Source organism: Burkholderia anthina, assembly GCF_001547525.1.
In the GTDB taxonomy this organism is placed as follows: Bacteria; Pseudomonadota; Gammaproteobacteria; order Burkholderiales; family Burkholderiaceae; genus Burkholderia; species Burkholderia semiarida.
This window is the reverse complement of record NZ_CM003768.1, coordinates 2,518,951-2,534,919: the sequence shown is the minus strand read 5'-3', so window position 1 is coordinate 2,534,919 and position 15,969 is coordinate 2,518,951. Positions and strand designations below refer to the sequence as shown.

At 67.8% G+C, this 15,969-nt stretch carries 13 protein-coding genes; 4 read left to right on the top strand and 9 right to left on the bottom strand.

From position 1 onward, the window contains the following. Positions 1 to 45: 45 nt before the first annotated feature. The 8 genes from esaR to def all read right to left on the bottom strand — a co-directional run bounded on the left by esaR (position 46) and on the right by def (position 8,614). Complete coding sequence (gene esaR / locus WS64_RS11585; RefSeq protein ID WP_059573613.1) at positions 46 to 747, bottom strand: response regulator transcription factor EsaR; 702 nt, start codon at positions 745 to 747, stop codon at positions 46 to 48. Beyond that, positions 748 to 3,162, bottom strand: coding sequence for a sensor histidine kinase EsaS (gene esaS / locus WS64_RS11580; protein ID WP_059573612.1), 2,415 nt, complete (start codon positions 3,160 to 3,162; stop codon positions 748 to 750). Then, complete coding sequence (locus tag WS64_RS11575; protein WP_059646146.1) at positions 3,152 to 3,742, bottom strand: DUF4390 domain-containing protein; 591 nt, start codon at positions 3,740 to 3,742, stop codon at positions 3,152 to 3,154. Before WS64_RS11575 ends, esaS begins: the two co-directional genes overlap by 11 nt. After that, positions 3,739 to 5,130 carry a 16S rRNA (cytosine(967)-C(5))-methyltransferase RsmB gene (gene rsmB, locus WS64_RS11570; protein WP_060966951.1) on the bottom strand — a complete coding sequence of 464 codons (1,392 nt, stop codon included), beginning with the start codon at positions 5,128 to 5,130 and terminating at the stop codon, positions 3,739 to 3,741. Before rsmB ends, WS64_RS11575 begins: the two co-directional genes overlap by 4 nt. Before the next feature lie 233 nt (positions 5,131 to 5,363). Next, a complete protein-coding gene (gene htpX, locus WS64_RS11565; RefSeq protein WP_006485774.1) occupies positions 5,364 to 6,221 on the bottom strand; it encodes a zinc metalloprotease HtpX in 858 nt (285 codons plus the stop codon). A gap of 100 nt (positions 6,222 to 6,321) precedes the next feature. Beyond that, positions 6,322 to 6,963 carry a LysE family translocator gene (locus WS64_RS11560; RefSeq protein ID WP_060966507.1) on the bottom strand — a complete coding sequence of 214 codons (642 nt, stop codon included), beginning with the start codon at positions 6,961 to 6,963 and terminating at the stop codon, positions 6,322 to 6,324. Between the two features lie 120 nt (positions 6,964 to 7,083). After that, the gene (gene fmt, locus WS64_RS11555; RefSeq protein ID WP_060966506.1) at positions 7,084 to 8,076 is read right to left on the bottom strand and encodes a methionyl-tRNA formyltransferase; all 993 of its coding nucleotides are present in this window, start codon (positions 8,074 to 8,076) and stop codon (positions 7,084 to 7,086) included. 34 nt (positions 8,077 to 8,110) lie between these two features. Next, positions 8,111 to 8,614, bottom strand: a complete 504-nt coding sequence (gene def / locus WS64_RS11550) for a peptide deformylase (RefSeq protein WP_059573609.1) — start codon at positions 8,612 to 8,614, stop codon at positions 8,111 to 8,113. 192 nt (positions 8,615 to 8,806) lie between these two features. On the opposite strand from def, the gene dprA reads away from it, so the two are divergent. From dprA to WS64_RS11535, 3 genes are all read left to right on the top strand, one after another. Beyond that, the gene (gene dprA / locus WS64_RS11545) at positions 8,807 to 10,120 is read left to right on the top strand and encodes a DNA-processing protein DprA (RefSeq protein WP_060966505.1); all 1,314 of its coding nucleotides are present in this window, start codon (positions 8,807 to 8,809) and stop codon (positions 10,118 to 10,120) included. 36 nt (positions 10,121 to 10,156) lie between these two features. Next, a complete protein-coding gene (locus WS64_RS11540; protein WP_060312278.1) occupies positions 10,157 to 10,537 on the top strand; it encodes a thioredoxin family protein in 381 nt (126 codons plus the stop codon). A 193-nt stretch (positions 10,538 to 10,730) separates the two neighbouring features. Then, positions 10,731 to 13,328, top strand: a complete 2,598-nt coding sequence (locus WS64_RS11535; RefSeq protein ID WP_060966504.1) for a DNA topoisomerase III — start codon at positions 10,731 to 10,733, stop codon at positions 13,326 to 13,328. 127 nt (positions 13,329 to 13,455) lie between these two features. On the opposite strand, the gene WS64_RS11530 is transcribed toward WS64_RS11535, so the two are convergent. Continuing rightward, complete coding sequence (locus tag WS64_RS11530) at positions 13,456 to 14,505, bottom strand: LysR family transcriptional regulator (RefSeq protein ID WP_059573605.1); 1,050 nt, start codon at positions 14,503 to 14,505, stop codon at positions 13,456 to 13,458. Positions 14,506 to 14,933: 428 nt separating this feature from the next. Here WS64_RS11530 and WS64_RS11525 point away from each other — a divergent pair, with 428 nt between their 5' ends. Then, a complete protein-coding gene (locus tag WS64_RS11525) occupies positions 14,934 to 15,947 on the top strand; it encodes a D-2-hydroxyacid dehydrogenase family protein (RefSeq protein WP_059573604.1) in 1,014 nt (337 codons plus the stop codon). Positions 15,948 to 15,969 lie beyond the last annotated feature (22 nt).

The window sequence follows — 15,969 nt, the reverse complement described above, 5'->3', positions numbered from 1 at the left end:
TATATCGAGCTATTCATCCTTGAGCAAGTGCTTTCGCAAAAAATTTTACAACGCGCCTTCGGGCGGCTTCTTGCCGAGCTCGACGCCGAGCTGCTTGAGCTTGCGATACAGGTGCGTGCGCTCGAGGCCCGTCTTCTCCGCGACGCGCGTCATGCTGCCGTTCTCGCGCGCGAGGTGATATTCGAAGTACGCGCGCTCGAACGCATCGCGCGCTTCGCGCAGCGGGATGTCGAACGGGATCGCGGCCGTCTGGCCTGCGAGGCCGAGCGCCGACGCCATGTCGTCGCCGAGCGTCGGCAGCGCCGCCGCGGACGCGACCGCCGCCGGGCCCGCGGGCTGGCCGCCTCCCGCCTTCGCCGCCGCGTTCGCGGATACGGGCGCCGCGCCGCGTGCAAGACCATGCTCGACCGATTTCAGCAGCTTCTGCAGCGCGATCGGTTTCTCGAGGAAATCGAGCGCGCCGATCTTCGTCGCCTCGACGGCCGTATCGATCGTCGCGTGCCCGGACATCATGATCACGGGCATCGTCAGCAGCCCCTGCGCCGCCCATTCCTTGAGCAGCGTGACGCCGTCGGTATCGGGCATCCAGATATCGAGCAGCACGAGATCGGGCGCCTGCTTCAGCCGGTATTCCCGCGCGGCCTGCGCGTTCTCCGCCGCCTCGACGACATGTCCTTCATCGCTGAGGATCTCCGAGAGCAATTCCCGGATGCCCATTTCATCATCTACCACCAGGATGGTTGCCATTTACGCTGCCTTTGTCTGCTCACTTGCTTTTGTCTTGGCGGGCGTCGCCCCGTCCTGTGCGCCCGGTTCGGCGCCTGGCGTATCGCTCGCCATCTGCAGGAAGAGGATCGACACCTGCGCACCCTCGACGGTCTCGCCGTGCATGCGATTGCGCAGATCGATCCGCGCGCCGTGCTCGTCAACGATTTTCTTGACCGTGGCCAGCCCGAGCCCCGTGCCCTTCGCCTTCGTCGTCACGTAAGGCTCGAACGCGCGGGTCAGGATGCGTGCCGGAAAACCGGGCCCGTTGTCGGACACGGTCAGACGTACCGCGACGCGCGTTTTGCCTTCGGCGTCGGGGTCGCCATATTCTACTGTCTTGGTTTCGATCAACACACGCGGATGCGCGGACTCCGCGACCGAATCCTGCGCATTCTGCAGCAGGTTGTGAATCACCTGGCGCAATTGCGTCGCGTCGCCGCGAATCACCGGCAGCGACGGCGCGAGCTCGGCGACGATCGGGCTCTTGCCTTCGCCGACGCCGTACAACCCGAGCACCTCGCTCGCCAGGTCGTTCAACTGCAGGTTCGCGAGCACAGCCGGCGGCGTACGCGCGTATTCGCGGAAATCGTCGACCATCCGCTTCATCGCGGCCACCTGGTTTACGATCATCGTCGCGCCGCGCTTGAGCACGTCCGCGTCGGACGGCGCGAGCTTGTCCGACAGCTTCATCTGCAGCCGCTCGGCCGACAGCTGGATCGGCGTCAGCGGATTCTTGATCTCGTGCGCGAGCCGCCGCGCGACCTCGCCCCACGCGACCGACCGCTGCGCGGAAATCACGTCGGAGATGTCGTCGAACACGACGACGTAACCGGACGTCTGCGGATCGTCGGCCTGCCCCTCGACCGTCGACACGAGCCGCGTGCCGCGCACGAGCAGCGTCAGCGGATCGGTTTCGCCCGGCACCTCGATCGCGAACTGCTGCTGCCAGTGACCGCGATCGCCGCTGCCGCCGTCGGACGCCGCCTCGCGATCGGCGAACGCCTTGCGCACCATCGCGCCGAACCCGGCGGCCACGCCGATCCGGTCGAGCGTCGTGCCGATCAGCGTGTTAAAGGGCTGCCGGAAGATCCGCTCGGCGCCGCGATTGGCCGTCGTCAACCGGAACTGGCGGTCGAGCACGAACACGCCGGCCGTCAGGTTCGCGAGGATGCTCTCGAGATACGTCTTCGAATGCTCGAGCGCGATGCGGTTCTTCTCGACCGCGAGCCGCGCCTCGGACAACTGGCGCGTCATCGCGTTGAACGACTGCGTGAGGAAGCCGAGCTCGTCGCGCGTCTTGATCTCGCGCTTCGGCGTGTAGTCGCCTTCCGTGATCTCCTTCGTGCCCTGCGCGAGCAGGAACAGCGGCCGCGCGAGCTGCTGGCCGAGCGCGAGCGCCAGCATCATCGCGATGAAGGTCGCGAGGAATAGCGCGAGCGTCAGCGTGCCGATGTACATCTTGCGCAGGCCGGTGCGGCCGAGCGACTTTTCCTGGTACTCGCGGTACGCGCGCTGCACGGCGTCCGCGTTGTGCGCGAGCCCGGGCGGCACCGGCTGCGTGAGCTGCAGGAACCGCTCCGCCGGCTGCAGCAGCGACGTCGTCGCATCGGGAATCGGCCGCACGACGCGCAGCCGCAGCGCGCCTTTCGCGCCGTGCGCGCGCGGGTCGCCGTCGACTTCGCCCTCGATCGCCGCATACGCGCCGTGTTCGCGCGCCTGGCTCAGCATCAGCGGCGTCGGCAGGTCGTCCGGAATCAGCGCCGCGAAATTGCCCGACGCCTGCGCGACGATGTGCAGGTCGGGCGCCGCGCCGGAGCCGCCGCGGCTCGGCTCGACGATCGTCGCGTCCTGCACGCCGAACTGGTCGCGCAGCCGCAGCAGCGTGAGGGTCGTGCCGTTCGTGTTCGCATCGACGCTCGCGAGCTGGTCGGACATCAACCGCGCCTTCGTCTGCAGATCGGACAGCGACGCATCGAGCATCCCGCGGCCGAGGTTCAGGCCGGCCGTCAGCGCCGTCTCGACGTTCACGTCGAACCACGACTCGATACTGCGCGACACGAACTGGTACGACACGATGTAGATGATCCCGCCCGGCACCACGCCGACGAGCGCGAAGAACACCGCGAGCTTCGCGAGCAGCCGCGTGCCGAACTTGCCCTTCCTCAGGCGCGCGACGATCATCCCGATCAGCCCGAGCACCACGAGCAGGAACACGAGCGCGACGACGATGTTGGTCGCGTACAACCACGAGTAGTAGCGGTCGAAGAATTCGGTGTTCGCGCTCGCGGCCGCGAGCAGCACGAGCAGCAGCAGCGCGGTCAGCGCGACGGTCGAGACGATCACGCGGACGAGGAGGCTCTTCCCGCTGGCCGCGCGGCGTACTTTATTTAGCACGTTCGGTCACCGTGAAATTGAAGCGCTTCCAGTCCGACCCGAGCGTCCAGTCGCGGTTGTTCACGGCATCGACCTGGAACGGCTTCGGCATCAGCGCCGTATCGAGCTGCATCCGCACCGATGCCGTGTAGGTTTCGCCCGCGCGCACCTGGTTGCGATCGATCACGTGCCACGACGTGATGTGCCGGACGACCGCGAGCGCATCCTTCAACGACGGGAAACCGAGCTGCAGGCCGCCCGTCGACACACGGTACTCGCGCGTGAGCGGCTGGAACGACAGGCGGATCGTCTGCGTGACGGACACCGGCTGCTCGTCGAACCAGTACCAGCGCGCGCGGCTCAGCTCGAAGTCGGTCGTGAAGTAGAGCGGGATGCCCTTGTTGACGGCATCCTCGAGGTTCGGATTCAACTCGAAGTCGAAACGTGCGTCGAGGCTCCAGCCGCTTCCGTCGGCCTGGAGCGACGCGCGCTGCACGGCGATCGATTCGGCATGCGCCGGCCGGACGATGGCCAGGCATAGCGTCAACGCAACCAGCAAGACGGCCGCGAGCCGAAAGGGAAAAAGGTGTTTGATCGTCACCGTTTCTGAAACCGCGCGTAGAAAAATCCGTCGTGATCGGTGTTCTGGTCGAGTGCGCCGGCGGCCGCCCGTCCGTGCGCGCCACCCGGCAGCAGCTGGCCGGGGGCGTCCAATCGTACCGCATCTTCACAGGCCGCTTCAAACCAGCGGGCCTGCAATTCGCCTTCTTCGGGGAAGATCGAACAGGTCACGTACAGCAGTTCGCCGCCCGGCTTCACGAGCGGCCACAGCGCCGACAGGATGCGGCGCTGCTCCGCGACCAGCGCCGGGATATCGGCCTCGCGGCGCAACCAGCGGATGTCGGGGTGCCGCCGCACGATGCCGGACGCCGAGCACGGCACGTCGGCCAGGATGCGATCGAACGGGCGCCCGTCGTACCACGCGTCCGGCGCGCCCGTGTCGCCGACGCGCACCTCCGCCGCGAGCGACAGCCGCACGAGATTCTCGCCGATGCGCGCCGCGCGCGGCGCGTCACTTTCGAGCGCCACGACTTCCGCGTCCGCGAGTTCGAGAATATGGCCCGTCTTGCCGCCGGGCGCCGCGCATGCGTCGAGCACGCGCATGCCGTCGCGCGCGCCGAGCCATTCGGCCGCGAGTTGCGCGCCGGCGTCCTGCACCGACACCACGCCGTCGGCGAATCCCGGAATGCGATCCACCGGCAGCGCCGACGCAAGCCGCACCGCATGCCGGCCGATCGCGGTCGCGTCGATCCCGCTCGCACGCAGCGTGTCGAGATACGCGTCGACGCTCGCGCGGCGCGCATTCACGCGCAGCGTCAGCGGCCCCTGACGCTCGCCGGCCGCGAGAATCGCCTGCCACGCGTCGGGCCATGCGCGCTTCACCGCATCGACCCACCATGCTCGGTAGTTCCAGCGCGCGACCGGGTCGTCCTGCATCGCCGCGACGAGCGCGTCGCGCTCGCGCAGGAAACGGCGCAGCACCGCGTTGACCATCCCCTTCGCGAATGCGAATTCGCGCCGCGCACCGATGACGGTGACGGCCTGATCGACCACCGTGAACGCCGGGTACGCGGCCTCGTCCGCCGGGTCGAGCAGCAGCGCGAACGCGCCGGCGAGCACCGCGTGTACGTGCGCGGGCGGCGCCTTGCTGACGAACCGGCCGATCAGCCAGTCCGCGCTGCCGAGGCGACGCATCGTCCGGTAGGCCACGTCCTGCGTCGCGCCGCGCGCGAGCGCCTGCGCACCGGACGGCATCTGCGCGAACACCGCCGACAGCGCCGCCGGCAACGCGGTGCCGCGCCGCACCGCATCGACCGCCTGCGCGGCCGCGTCGAGCGCGAAGCCGAGCGAATCGGGCGCCAGATGCAGCGCGGCCAGGCGCGCCGGGCGGCCGGAAGGAGTCGAAGCGGAAGAACGGGGTCGTGTCATCGGTGCGGAATCGGCAAACAGGCGCGGCAATCAGCTGCGGCAAACAAATGCGGCAAACGGCGGGATCGCAGCCGCCGGATGGCCTGGCGATCCCAAACCGCGCATTGTAGCGTGCGGCCATGCCGCCCCTTTGGCCCCTTTACGGCGCACGCAAATGAAACACCCCGCAGCGCGGAGCATGCGGGGTGGCGGGGCGGCCTCCGCGCGGCAACGGCCGCGCGGTATGCCGGAGATCAATCGAAGCGGCCGGTGCGCGCCATCTCCATCAGGCGCGCGATGCGCTCCTCGGTGGCCGGGTGCGTCGAGAACAGGTTCTGCAGGCCGCCGCCGTGCAGCGGGTTCATGATCATCATCTGCGCGGTGGCCGGATGCGCCTCGGCCGCCTGGAACGGGATGCCCGCCGCATAGCGATGGATCTTGTCGAGCGCGGTGGCGAGCGACTGCGGATCGCCAGAAATCTGCGCGCCGCCGCGGTCGGCCTCGAACTCGCGCGCCCGCGAAATCGCCATCTGGATCAACGCGCCTGCGATCGGCGCGAGCAGCGCGACCGCGATACCCGCGATCGGGTTGGCGGGCCGGCCGTTCTCGTCGCGCCCGCCAAAGAACATCGCGAAATTGGCGAGTGCCGAGATCGCACCCGCCATCGTCGCCGTGATCGTCGAGATCAGGATGTCGCGGTGCTTCACGTGCGCGAGCTCGTGCGCCATCACGCCGCGCATCTCGCGCTCCGACAGCACGCGCAGGATGCCCGTCGTCGCGGCGACCGCCGCGTGCTCGGGGTTGCGGCCCGTCGCGAACGCGTTCGGCGCGTCCTCGTTGATCAGGTAGACGCGCGGCATCGGCAGGTTCGCGCGCGTGGCCAGCTCGCGCACCATCCGGTAGAACTGCGGCGCCGTGTTCTCGTCGACTTCCTGCGCGTTGTACATGCGCAGCACCATCTTGTCCGAGAACCAGTACGAGAAGAAATTCATGCCGAGCGCGAACAGCAGCGCGATCGTCATGCCGCGCGAGCCGCCGATCATCCCGCCGATCACGATGAACAGGGCCGTGATCGCGGCCATCAGCATCGCCGTTTTGACCCAATTGAACATACCCACTCCTTATCCGTCAGGGGACCCGCCGCGCTTCACAGCGCACGGCGGAAAATTGTAAGCGATTTGTTAGATAAGGTCTCGCCGGAAAAATTCAATCTCAGCGTTGCGAAGCGGCAAGACGCAGGCCGAGGCCGACGAAAGCGCTGCCGACCGTGCGATCGAGCCATTTCTTGACGCCCGGCTTGCCGGAAAAGCGCTGCGTGACGCTACCCGCCACCCACGCGACCAGGCTCGTCCAGACCGTGCTCATCGCGACGAACACCGCGCCGAGGGTCAGGAACGCCCATGCCTTGTGCGGACTGTCGGCCGATACGAACTGCGGGAAGAACGACACGAAGAACAGCACGACTTTCGGATTGAGCACGTTGGTCCAGAAGCCCTGCATGAACAACTGGCGCAGCGGCCTGGCGGCCGGGACCTGCACGGCCTCCGCGCCCGACGGCGCGGCGGCCGGCTTCGCGATGACCATCCGCACGCCGAGATAGATCAGGTACGCGGCGCCGACCAGCTTGATCACCGTGAACGCGGTTGCCGATGCCGCCAGCAGCGCGGTCAGCCCGAATGCGCACGCAAGGGCGTGGACGCAGCAGCCGGCCGAAATGCCGAACGCCGACATCAGCCCCGCGCCGCGCCCCTGCGCGACGCTGCGGCCGACGATGTAGGCCGTGTCGGGGCCGGGCGTGATGTTCAGCAGGAAAACCGCGAACACGAAGAAGCCGAAATGGGTGATGCCGAACATGAAGACCTCGAAACCGGAAAGCGCAGGGAAATTCTACGCGCGCCTGCCGCACCGCGCGACTCGGCCGTCCGGCCAGTTGCGCCGGGCCGGCAGACCGGGTCGAATGGCGCTCGGGCCGTGTCAGTCAGCGTCGGACAGCGCGAAACGCTGGCCGGCGGCGAGCGGCGAACCGGCAAGGAATTCGCGCGCGGGCAGCCGTTTGCCGCCCGGCTTCTGCAACTGGGTCACGCGCAGCGCGCCGCTGCCGCAGGCGACCACCACGCCTTCCGGCGCGGCTTCGACGATCGTGCCGGGCGCCGCGTCGGCAATCGCACCGCGCCCCGCCACGGGCTCGGCCGCCCACAGCTTGATGGCCGCACCGTCGAGCGTCGCGACGCCGCCCGGGAACGGATCGAACGCCCGCACCTGGCGTGCGAGCACGTCGGCCGGCTTGCGCCAGTCGAGCGCCGCTTCGTGCTTGTCGATCTTTTCCGCGTAGGTCACGCCGTCGGCCGGCTGCGGCGTCGCCGGCAGCGTGCCGTCGCGCTCGAGCCGCACGAGCGCGTCGACGATCAGCCGCGCGCCGTCGGCGGCGAGACGGTCGTGCAGCGTCGCAGTCGTATCGTCGGGCGCGATCGCCGTGCGCGCCTCGTCGATCATCGCGCCGGTGTCGAGGCCGGCGTCCATCTGCATCAGCGTGACGCCCGTCTCGGCGTCGCCGGCCTCGATCGCGCGATGGATCGGCGCGGCGCCGCGCCAGCGCGGCAGCAGCGACGCGTGAATGTTGATGCAGCCGGCGCGCGGGATGTCGAGCACTTCCTGCGGCAGCAGCAGGCCGTACGCGGCCACCACCATCACGTCGTGCGGCGTCGCGCGCAGCAGCTCGATCGCGTCGGCCGCCTCCGCCGGGTACTTGCCCGCGCGGCGCAGCGACGGCGGCTGCGCGACGGTCATCCCGTGCTCGACGGCGTAGCGCTTCACGGCGCTCGCCTGGAGCTTCATCCCGCGGCCGGCCGGGCGATCGGGCTGGGTGAGCACGAGCGGCACCGGGAAACCGGCCTCGTGGATAGCGGCAAGGGCAGCCGCGGCGAATTCCGGCGTGCCGGCAAAAATCACGCGCAACGTATGGGTCATGACAGCGTTCGGGGTCGGGCTGGGCGTGCGCGCATCACATCGCGCGTTCGAGTTTCTTCATCTTCGTCTTGATACGCGTCTGCTTGAGCGGCGACAGGTATTCGACGAACACGCGGCCCATCAGGTGATCCATCTCGTGCTGGACGCACACGGCCAGCAGCCCTTCGCAGTCGAGCTCGAATGCCTCGCCGTGCTCGTTGAGCGCGCGCACGCGCACGTGGTCGGGCCGCTCGACTTCGTCGTAAATGCCGGGCACCGACAGGCAGCCTTCTTCATAGGTCTGCTTCGCGTCGCTCGACCACACGATTTCCGGGTTGATGAACGCGCGCAGTTCGTTCTTCTCCTCGGAGACGTCGATCACGATCACGCGCTCGTGCACGTCGACCTGCGTGGCCGCCAGGCCGATGCCGGGCGCCGCGTACATGGTCTCGGCCATGTCGGCGACGAGCTTGCGGATCCGGTCGTCGACCTTGTCGACGGGCTTCGCGACCTTGTGCAGCCGCTTGTCGGGGTAATGAAGAATATTGAGCAAAGCCATGGTGTTCGGTGTTCGGTATTCGATGGGGCGGCGCGCCGCATCGGCCATCCGGCCGGCTGGCGCCGCCGCCGCGATGCAATGAAGATGAGGCGGATGCGTGGCATATCAATGCCGCGGATCGCGCCTCCTGCAATCGGCCGGGCGCCTGCGCGCACGGCCCTGTCGAGTATTTCGGATGATGAAAATTTTATCATGGCGTCACGCGCTGCGCTGGCCGCCGCATTCGAGGGCCGTCTCATGTCGCCGCAAGCGCTGACGCCCGCCGCGCTGCGCGCCTGGCTGCAACTCGCGCATGCGCCCGGCCTCCCGCCCGCCGTGCTGCAGATTTTACTTGCCGCGTTCGGCTCGCCGGCGGCGTTGCTGCGCGCGTCCGGCGAGGCGATCGCCGCCGTGGCCAGCCCCGCCGCCGCGCAGGCCGTGCGCGCGAGCGAGCGCGTCGATCTCGATACGCGTGCCGACGCCGCACTCGCCTGGCTCGACGGGCCGGGCAACGTGCTCGTCACGCTGAGCGATCCGGCGTACCCGCCGCGGCTGCGCGATCTGCACGATCCGCCGCCGCTGCTATATGTAAAGGGGCGGCTCGATCTGCTGCACGCCCGTGGCCTCGCCGTGGTCGGCAGCCGCCACGCGACGCCGCAGGGGCTCGCCGACGCCACGCATTTCGCACGCGGGCTGTCCGACGCGGGCCTCACGATCGTCTCGGGCCTTGCGCTCGGCATCGACGGCGCCGCGCATCGTGGCGGGCTCGACGGCCGCTCGGGCACGGTCGCGGTGATCGCGACCGGCGCCGATCTCGTCTATCCGGCGCGGCACCGCGCGCTCGCCCACGAGATCGCCGCGCACGGCGCGATCGTGTCGGAATGGCCGCTCGGCACGCCGGCCCGCGCCGCGCATTTTCCCCAGCGCAACCGGCTGATCGCCGCGCTCGCGCTCGGCGTGCTCGTCGTCGAGGCCGCCCCGCGCTCGGGCTCGCTGATCACCGCGCGGCTCGCGAACGAATTGGGGCGCGATGTGTTCGCGATGCCCGGTTCGATCCACGCGCCGCTCGCGCAGGGTTGCCACGCGCTGATCCGCGACGGCGCGAAGCTCACCGCAGCGCCGTTCGACGTGCTCGAGGAATACGGGCTGGGCGAGCCGGCGGCGCAAGCACCAGCCGGCACGGTGCGGGCCGGCAACCCGGGCCCGAACGCCGGCGAAAGCGGCGAGCCCGAAACGGCCGGCGGCGCGCCGGCGAATCGTGCCGTCGCGGCCGCCGCATCGCCCCGGATCGAAGCCGCGTCACCGGTCACCCCGTCGGAACAGGCGGTGCTCGCCGCCCTGGGATACGGCCCCGTGACGTACGAATGGCTGGCCGAGCACAGCGGCCTGTCCGACGACGTGCTGCATGGCGCGCTGCTCGCGCTGGAACTGGCCGGCCGCGTCGCGAGCGTCGCCGGCGGACGGTTCGCGCGGCTTGACGCGGCGCCCACCCCGTCCGCGCGGGGCGTGCTACATTCCCCGCCATAGGGGCGGCCCGGCCGCCGACGCTACCCAAGGAATGCCATGCCCGCGCTGAATCTCGACACCGACGCAGATCGGATCGCCGAGCGCCTCGCCGATCCCGGCACGTTGCTGGTCGCCTGCCTGTGCGCCGAGTGGTGCGGCACGTGCCGCGACTACCGGACCGCCTTCGACCAGCTCGCCGACGCGCATCCGGATGCCTGCTTCGCGTGGATCGACATCGAAACCCATGCCGACCGGCTCGACGATCTCGATGTCGAGAACTTCCCGACCATCCTGATCGAGGATGCCCACACCGCGCGCTTCTTCGGCACGGTGCTGCCGCACGCGGCGATCGTCGAGCGCATGCTGTCCGACCTGAGCGCGGTGCCCGGTGCGCCGCACGCACCGAAATTGCGCGACGTCCTGACCGTCGAAGCCTGAATTCGCGGGCCGGCGCGGCAGGTTTCGCGCAGGTTCGCGCGCTCCGCCGCGCCGGACGCTTGCCGCCGTTGCGGCCCCCCTCTATGATGAGCCGCTTTTTACACGCCGAGCCGCCGTCGCTGCCGCGTGTGCTATAAAGCGGTCGTAAAAGGGACCCACGCCGGCGAACCCGGTCTACCAACACACACCTGTCATGTCCAAAGCACTGATCATTGCGGAAAAGCCTTCTGTCGCGAACGACATCGCACGCGCTTTGGGCGGCTTTACCAAGCATGACGAGTATTACGAGAGCGACGATTACGTCCTTTCGTCCGCTGTCGGCCACCTGCTGGAAATCGCCGCCCCGGAGGAGTACGAGGTCAAGCGCGGGAAATGGAGCTTCGCGCATCTGCCCGTCATTCCCCCGCATTTCGACCTGAACCCGATCGCAAAAAGCGAGTCGCGCCTCAAGGTGCTCACGAAGCTGATGAAGCGCAAGGACGTCGACCGCCTGATCAACGCATGTGACGCGGGGCGCGAAGGCGAGCTGATTTTCCGCCTGATCGCGCAGCACGCGAAGGCGAAGCAGCCGGTCCAGCGTCTGTGGCTGCAATCCATGACGCCGCAGGCGATCCGCGACGGTTTCGCGAATCTGCGCAGCGACTCGGACATGCAGCCGCTCGCCGACGCCGCACGCTGCCGCTCGGAAGCCGACTGGCTCGTCGGGATCAACGGCACGCGCGCGATGACCGCGTTCAACAGCAAGGGCGGCGGCTTCTTCCTGACCACCGTCGGCCGCGTTCAGACGCCAACGTTGTCGATCGTCGTCGAACGTGAAGAGAAAATCCGCCGTTTCGTCCCGCGCGACTACTGGGAAGTGAAGGCCGAATTCGCGTGCGCGGGCGGCTTCTACGAAGGCAAGTGGTTCGACCCGAAATTCAAGCGCGACGAATTCGATCCGGAAAAGCGCGACTCCCGCCTCTGGAGCCTGCCGGCCGCCGAAACGATCGTCGCCGCCTGCCGCGACCAGATCGGCACGGTGTCCGAGGAATCGAAGCCGTCGACGCAACTTTCGCCGCTGCTGTTCGACCTGACGAGCCTGCAGCGCGAGGCGAACAGCCGCTTCGGCTTCTCCGCGAAAAATACGCTCGGCCTCGCCCAGGCGCTGTACGAAAAGCACAAGGTGCTGACCTATCCGCGTACCGATGCGCGCGCGCTGCCGGAAGACTATCTTTCGACGGTCCAGTCCACGCTCGAGATGCTCAAGGAGAGCCACAACTACCTGCCGCATGCGAAGCAGGTGCTCGACAAGGGCTGGGTGAAGCCGAACAAGCGGATCTTCGACAACTCGAAGATCAGCGACCACTTTGCCATCATCCCGACGCTGCAGGCGCCGAAGTCGCTGTCCGAGCCGGAGCAGAAGCTGTACGACATGGTCGTGAAGCGCTTCCTCGCGGTGTTCTTCCCGGCGGCCGAATTCCGCGTGACGACTCGGATCACCGAAGTCGCCGGCCATCACTTCAAGACCGAAGGCAAGGTGCTCGTCGAGCCGGGCTGGCTGCAGGTGTACGGCCGCGACGCCGAAGGCGCCGACGCGAACCTCGTGCCGGTGCAGAAGGACGAGAAGGTGAAGACGGACGAAATCGCCGCCGTCGCACTCGTGACGAAGCCGCCCGCACGCTACTCGGAAGCGACGCTGCTGTCCGCGATGGAAGGCGCGGGCAAGCTGGTCGAGGACGACGAGCTGCGCGAGGCGATGGCCGCGAAGGGTCTCGGCACGCCGGCGACGCGCGCGGCGATCATCGAAGGCCTGCTCGGCGAGAAGTACCTGCTGCGCGAGGGCCGCGAACTGATCCCGACCGCGAAGGCGTTCCAGCTGATGACGCTGCTGCGCGGCCTCGGCGTGAAGGAACTCACCGCGCCCGAGCTCACCGGCGAATGGGAATACAAGCTGTCGCAGATGGAGCGCGGCAATCTCGGGCGCGACGCGTTCATGCAGGAAATCGCCCGCATGACGCAGCAGATCGTCAAGCGCGCGAAGGAATACGATTCCGACACGATCCCCGGCGACTACGCGACCCTTCAGACGCCGTGCCCGAACTGCGGCGGCCAGGTGAAGGAAAACTATCGCCGCTTCGCGTGCACGAAGTGCGACTTCTCGATCTCGAAGATCCCGGGCAGCCGGCAGTTCGAGATCCCGGAAGTCGAGGAATTGCTGCAGAAGAAGGAAATCGGGCCGCTGTCCGGGTTCCGCAGCAAGATGGGCCGCCCGTTCTCGGCGATCCTGAAGCTGTCGTTCGACGACGAGACGAAGAACTACAAGCTCGAGTTCGATTTCGGCCAGGACCAGGGCGGCGAGGATGGCGAAGCGCCCGACTTCTCCGCGCAGGAACCGGTCGGCGCATGCCCGAAGTGCAAGGGCCGCGTGTTCGAACACGGGATGAGCTACGTGTGCGAGCACTCGGTGGCGAACCCGAAGACTTGCGACTTCCGCTCGGGCAAGGTGATCCTGCAGCAGGAAATCACGCGCGAGCAGATGGGCAAGCTGCTGGCCGACGGCCGCACGGACCTGCTGCCGAACTTCAAGTCGTCGCGTACCGGCCGCAACTTCAAGGCGTTCCTCGTGAAGCAGCCGGACGGCAAGATCGGCTTCGAGTTCGAGAAGAAGGAGCCGAAGGCGGCCGCCGCGAAGAAGACGGCCAAATCGGCGACGAAGGATGCCGAAACCGTGACCGAAGGCGCCGAAGAGAAACCGGCGCCGGCCCGCAAGACCGCCGCACGCAAGACGACGGCGCGCAAGACGGGTTCGTGACGGCCCGGCCGCCGCGCGCCGCTTGCGGCGCGTCCGGCTCCCGCGCGCACCCATAAAAAACGCGGATCGATCGATCCGCGTTTTTTATTCGTGCCGGCCGTCTTGCTACCGGGCGGGCGCCGGGCCGTTACAGCGGCGACGGCATCGCCACGCGCGTGCGCGGCGAGCGCGCAAGACGCGGTTGCAGGTTCGGATCGGTCGTCTCGGGCTGCTCGGCACGCATCTCGACGCCGATCGGCGGCGGCGTCGCGCCCTGCGCGGCCCATTGCTCGCCCATCGTCGCGTCGGTCGAGTGACTGAAATGCTCGACGAGATGATCGATGAACGTACGCACCTTCGCCGGCAGATGGCGCCGGCTCGGGTAGGCGATGTTGATCTCGACCTGCGGCAGCCGGAAATCCGGCAGCAGCCGCACGAGCGCGCCGCGCGCGATGTCGCTGCCGATCAGGTAGCTCGGCAGGATCGCGACGCCCATCCCGAGCAACGCGAACTGGCGCAGCATCGCGGTGTTGTTCGCGACGATCACGTTGGTCGGGCGCACGCGCACTTCGCCGTCCGGCCCCGTGAACACGCGCTCGTCGCCCCAGTATTCGGTCGGCAGGCTCAGCGCCGGGTGCTCGGCGAGCTGTTCCGGATGCGTCGGCACGCCGTGCTTCTCCAGATAGCTGGGCGTCGCGCACACGGTCATGCAGCCGGTGGTCAGGCGCCGCGTGACGATGCTCGCGCTGCGCATCTGGCGCGTGACGACGATGCCGACGTCGAAGCCTTCCTCGACGAGATCGACCTGCCGGTCGACCAGCGTGAGATCCGGCACCACCTTCGGGAAATTCTCCGTGTACGACTGCAGCACGGGGGCGAGGTTGTGCAGGCCGAACACGACCGGCGCCACGATGCGCAGCGTGCCGACCGGCTCGTGATTGCGCGCGACGACCATCTGCTCGACGTCCTCGAGCTCGTCGAGGATCTGGCGGGCACGCTCCAGATAGACCTGACCCGACTCCGTCAGGGAGAGGCTGCGCGTGGTGCGGTTAAGCAAACGCGTGCCGAGCCGGCCTTCCAGATCGGCGACGTGGCGCGTCGCGACCGCGTTGGAGATATCCATTGCGCTCGCGGCCCGCGCGAAACTGCCGAGATCTGCAACCTTGACGAACACGCGCATCGACTGCAAATGATCCATAAACGACTCCTGCCGCTGTTACAACTTCAAAAAGATGAAGCAAATGCGTAATTCTCCTACGACAGCGGAAATGATGCAGAGTTGCTCAACAACGGGCCGGTTGACGATAAAAATAGTCAAAAATCCTCGCCTTCCGCGGATAGTTGATCCAATTATTCTGCTGCGAGCAACAATTGGGTGAACCTCGTCGAGTAAGCGGCCGAATCAGGAAGGACGTGTTTGATGCGACACAACAGCGCACCCTCGCGCACGGCGCCCGAGCGGCGTGGGGGGTGGCTCGCGCCCATTGCGGCGGAGCGTAACAACCTGTTAAAAAGACCCCACGAAGGCGGCGGGCGTAGCATCATGTCGGCCCCGGCCGGGCGGAACAGGTGCGCAAGATGCGCCGCCGCCCGTGCCCGCTTTCAACGCGCGACACCCCGTTCACCATGAAAATTGCCATCCTCGACGACTACCAGGACGCCGTCCGCAAACTGAACTGCTTCGAGATGCTCGCCGGCCACGACGTAAAGGTCTTCAACAATACGGTGCGCGGCCTGGGACAGCTCGCCAGCCGTCTGGCGGAAGTCGAAGCGCTCGTGCTGATTCGTGAACGGACCCCGATTACCTCGCAGTTGCTCTCGAAGCTGCCGAACCTGCGCATGATCAGCCAGACCGGCCGCGTGTCGAGCCACATCGATCTCGACGCGTGTACCGACCGCGGCATCGCGGTGCTCGAAGGCACCGGTTCGCCCGTCGCGCCGGCCGAGCTGACCTGGGCGCTCGTGATGGCCGCCCAGCGCCGCATTCCGCAGTACGTCGCGAACCTGAAGCAGGGCGCCTGGCAGCAGTCGGGCCTGAAGACGTCGGCGCTGCCGCCGAACTTCGGCCTCGGCCAGGTGCTGCGCGGCCAGACGCTCGGCATCTGGGGCTACGGCAAGATCGGCCGGCTCGTCGCCGGTTACGGCAAGGCGTTCGGGATGAACGTGCTGATCTGGGGCCGCGAGCATTCGCTCGAGGCCGCGCGCGCCGACGGCTACACGGCCGCCGAGAGCCGCGAAGCGCTGTTCGAGCAAAGCGACGTGCTGTCGCTGCATCTGCGCCTGCACGACGACACGCGCGGGATCGTGAAGCAGGAAGACCTGATGCGGATGAAGCCGACGTCGCTGCTCGTCAACACGAGCCGCGCCGAGCTGCTCGAGGAAAACGCGCTCGTCAACGCGCTGTCGCACAACCGGCCGGGGATGGTCGCGATCGACGTGTTCGAAAGCGAGCCGATCCTGCAGGGCTACAGCCTGCTGCGGATGGAAAACGTGATCTGCACGCCGCACATCGGCTACGTCGAACGCGAAAGCTACGAACTGTATTTCAGTGCCGCATTCCGCAACATTCTCGCGTTCGACGACGGCGACATGTCGAGCGTCGCCAACCCCGAAGCGCTGACGCCGATCCGCAAGCGCTGACCGCGCGGGCCGCGCGCGTCGC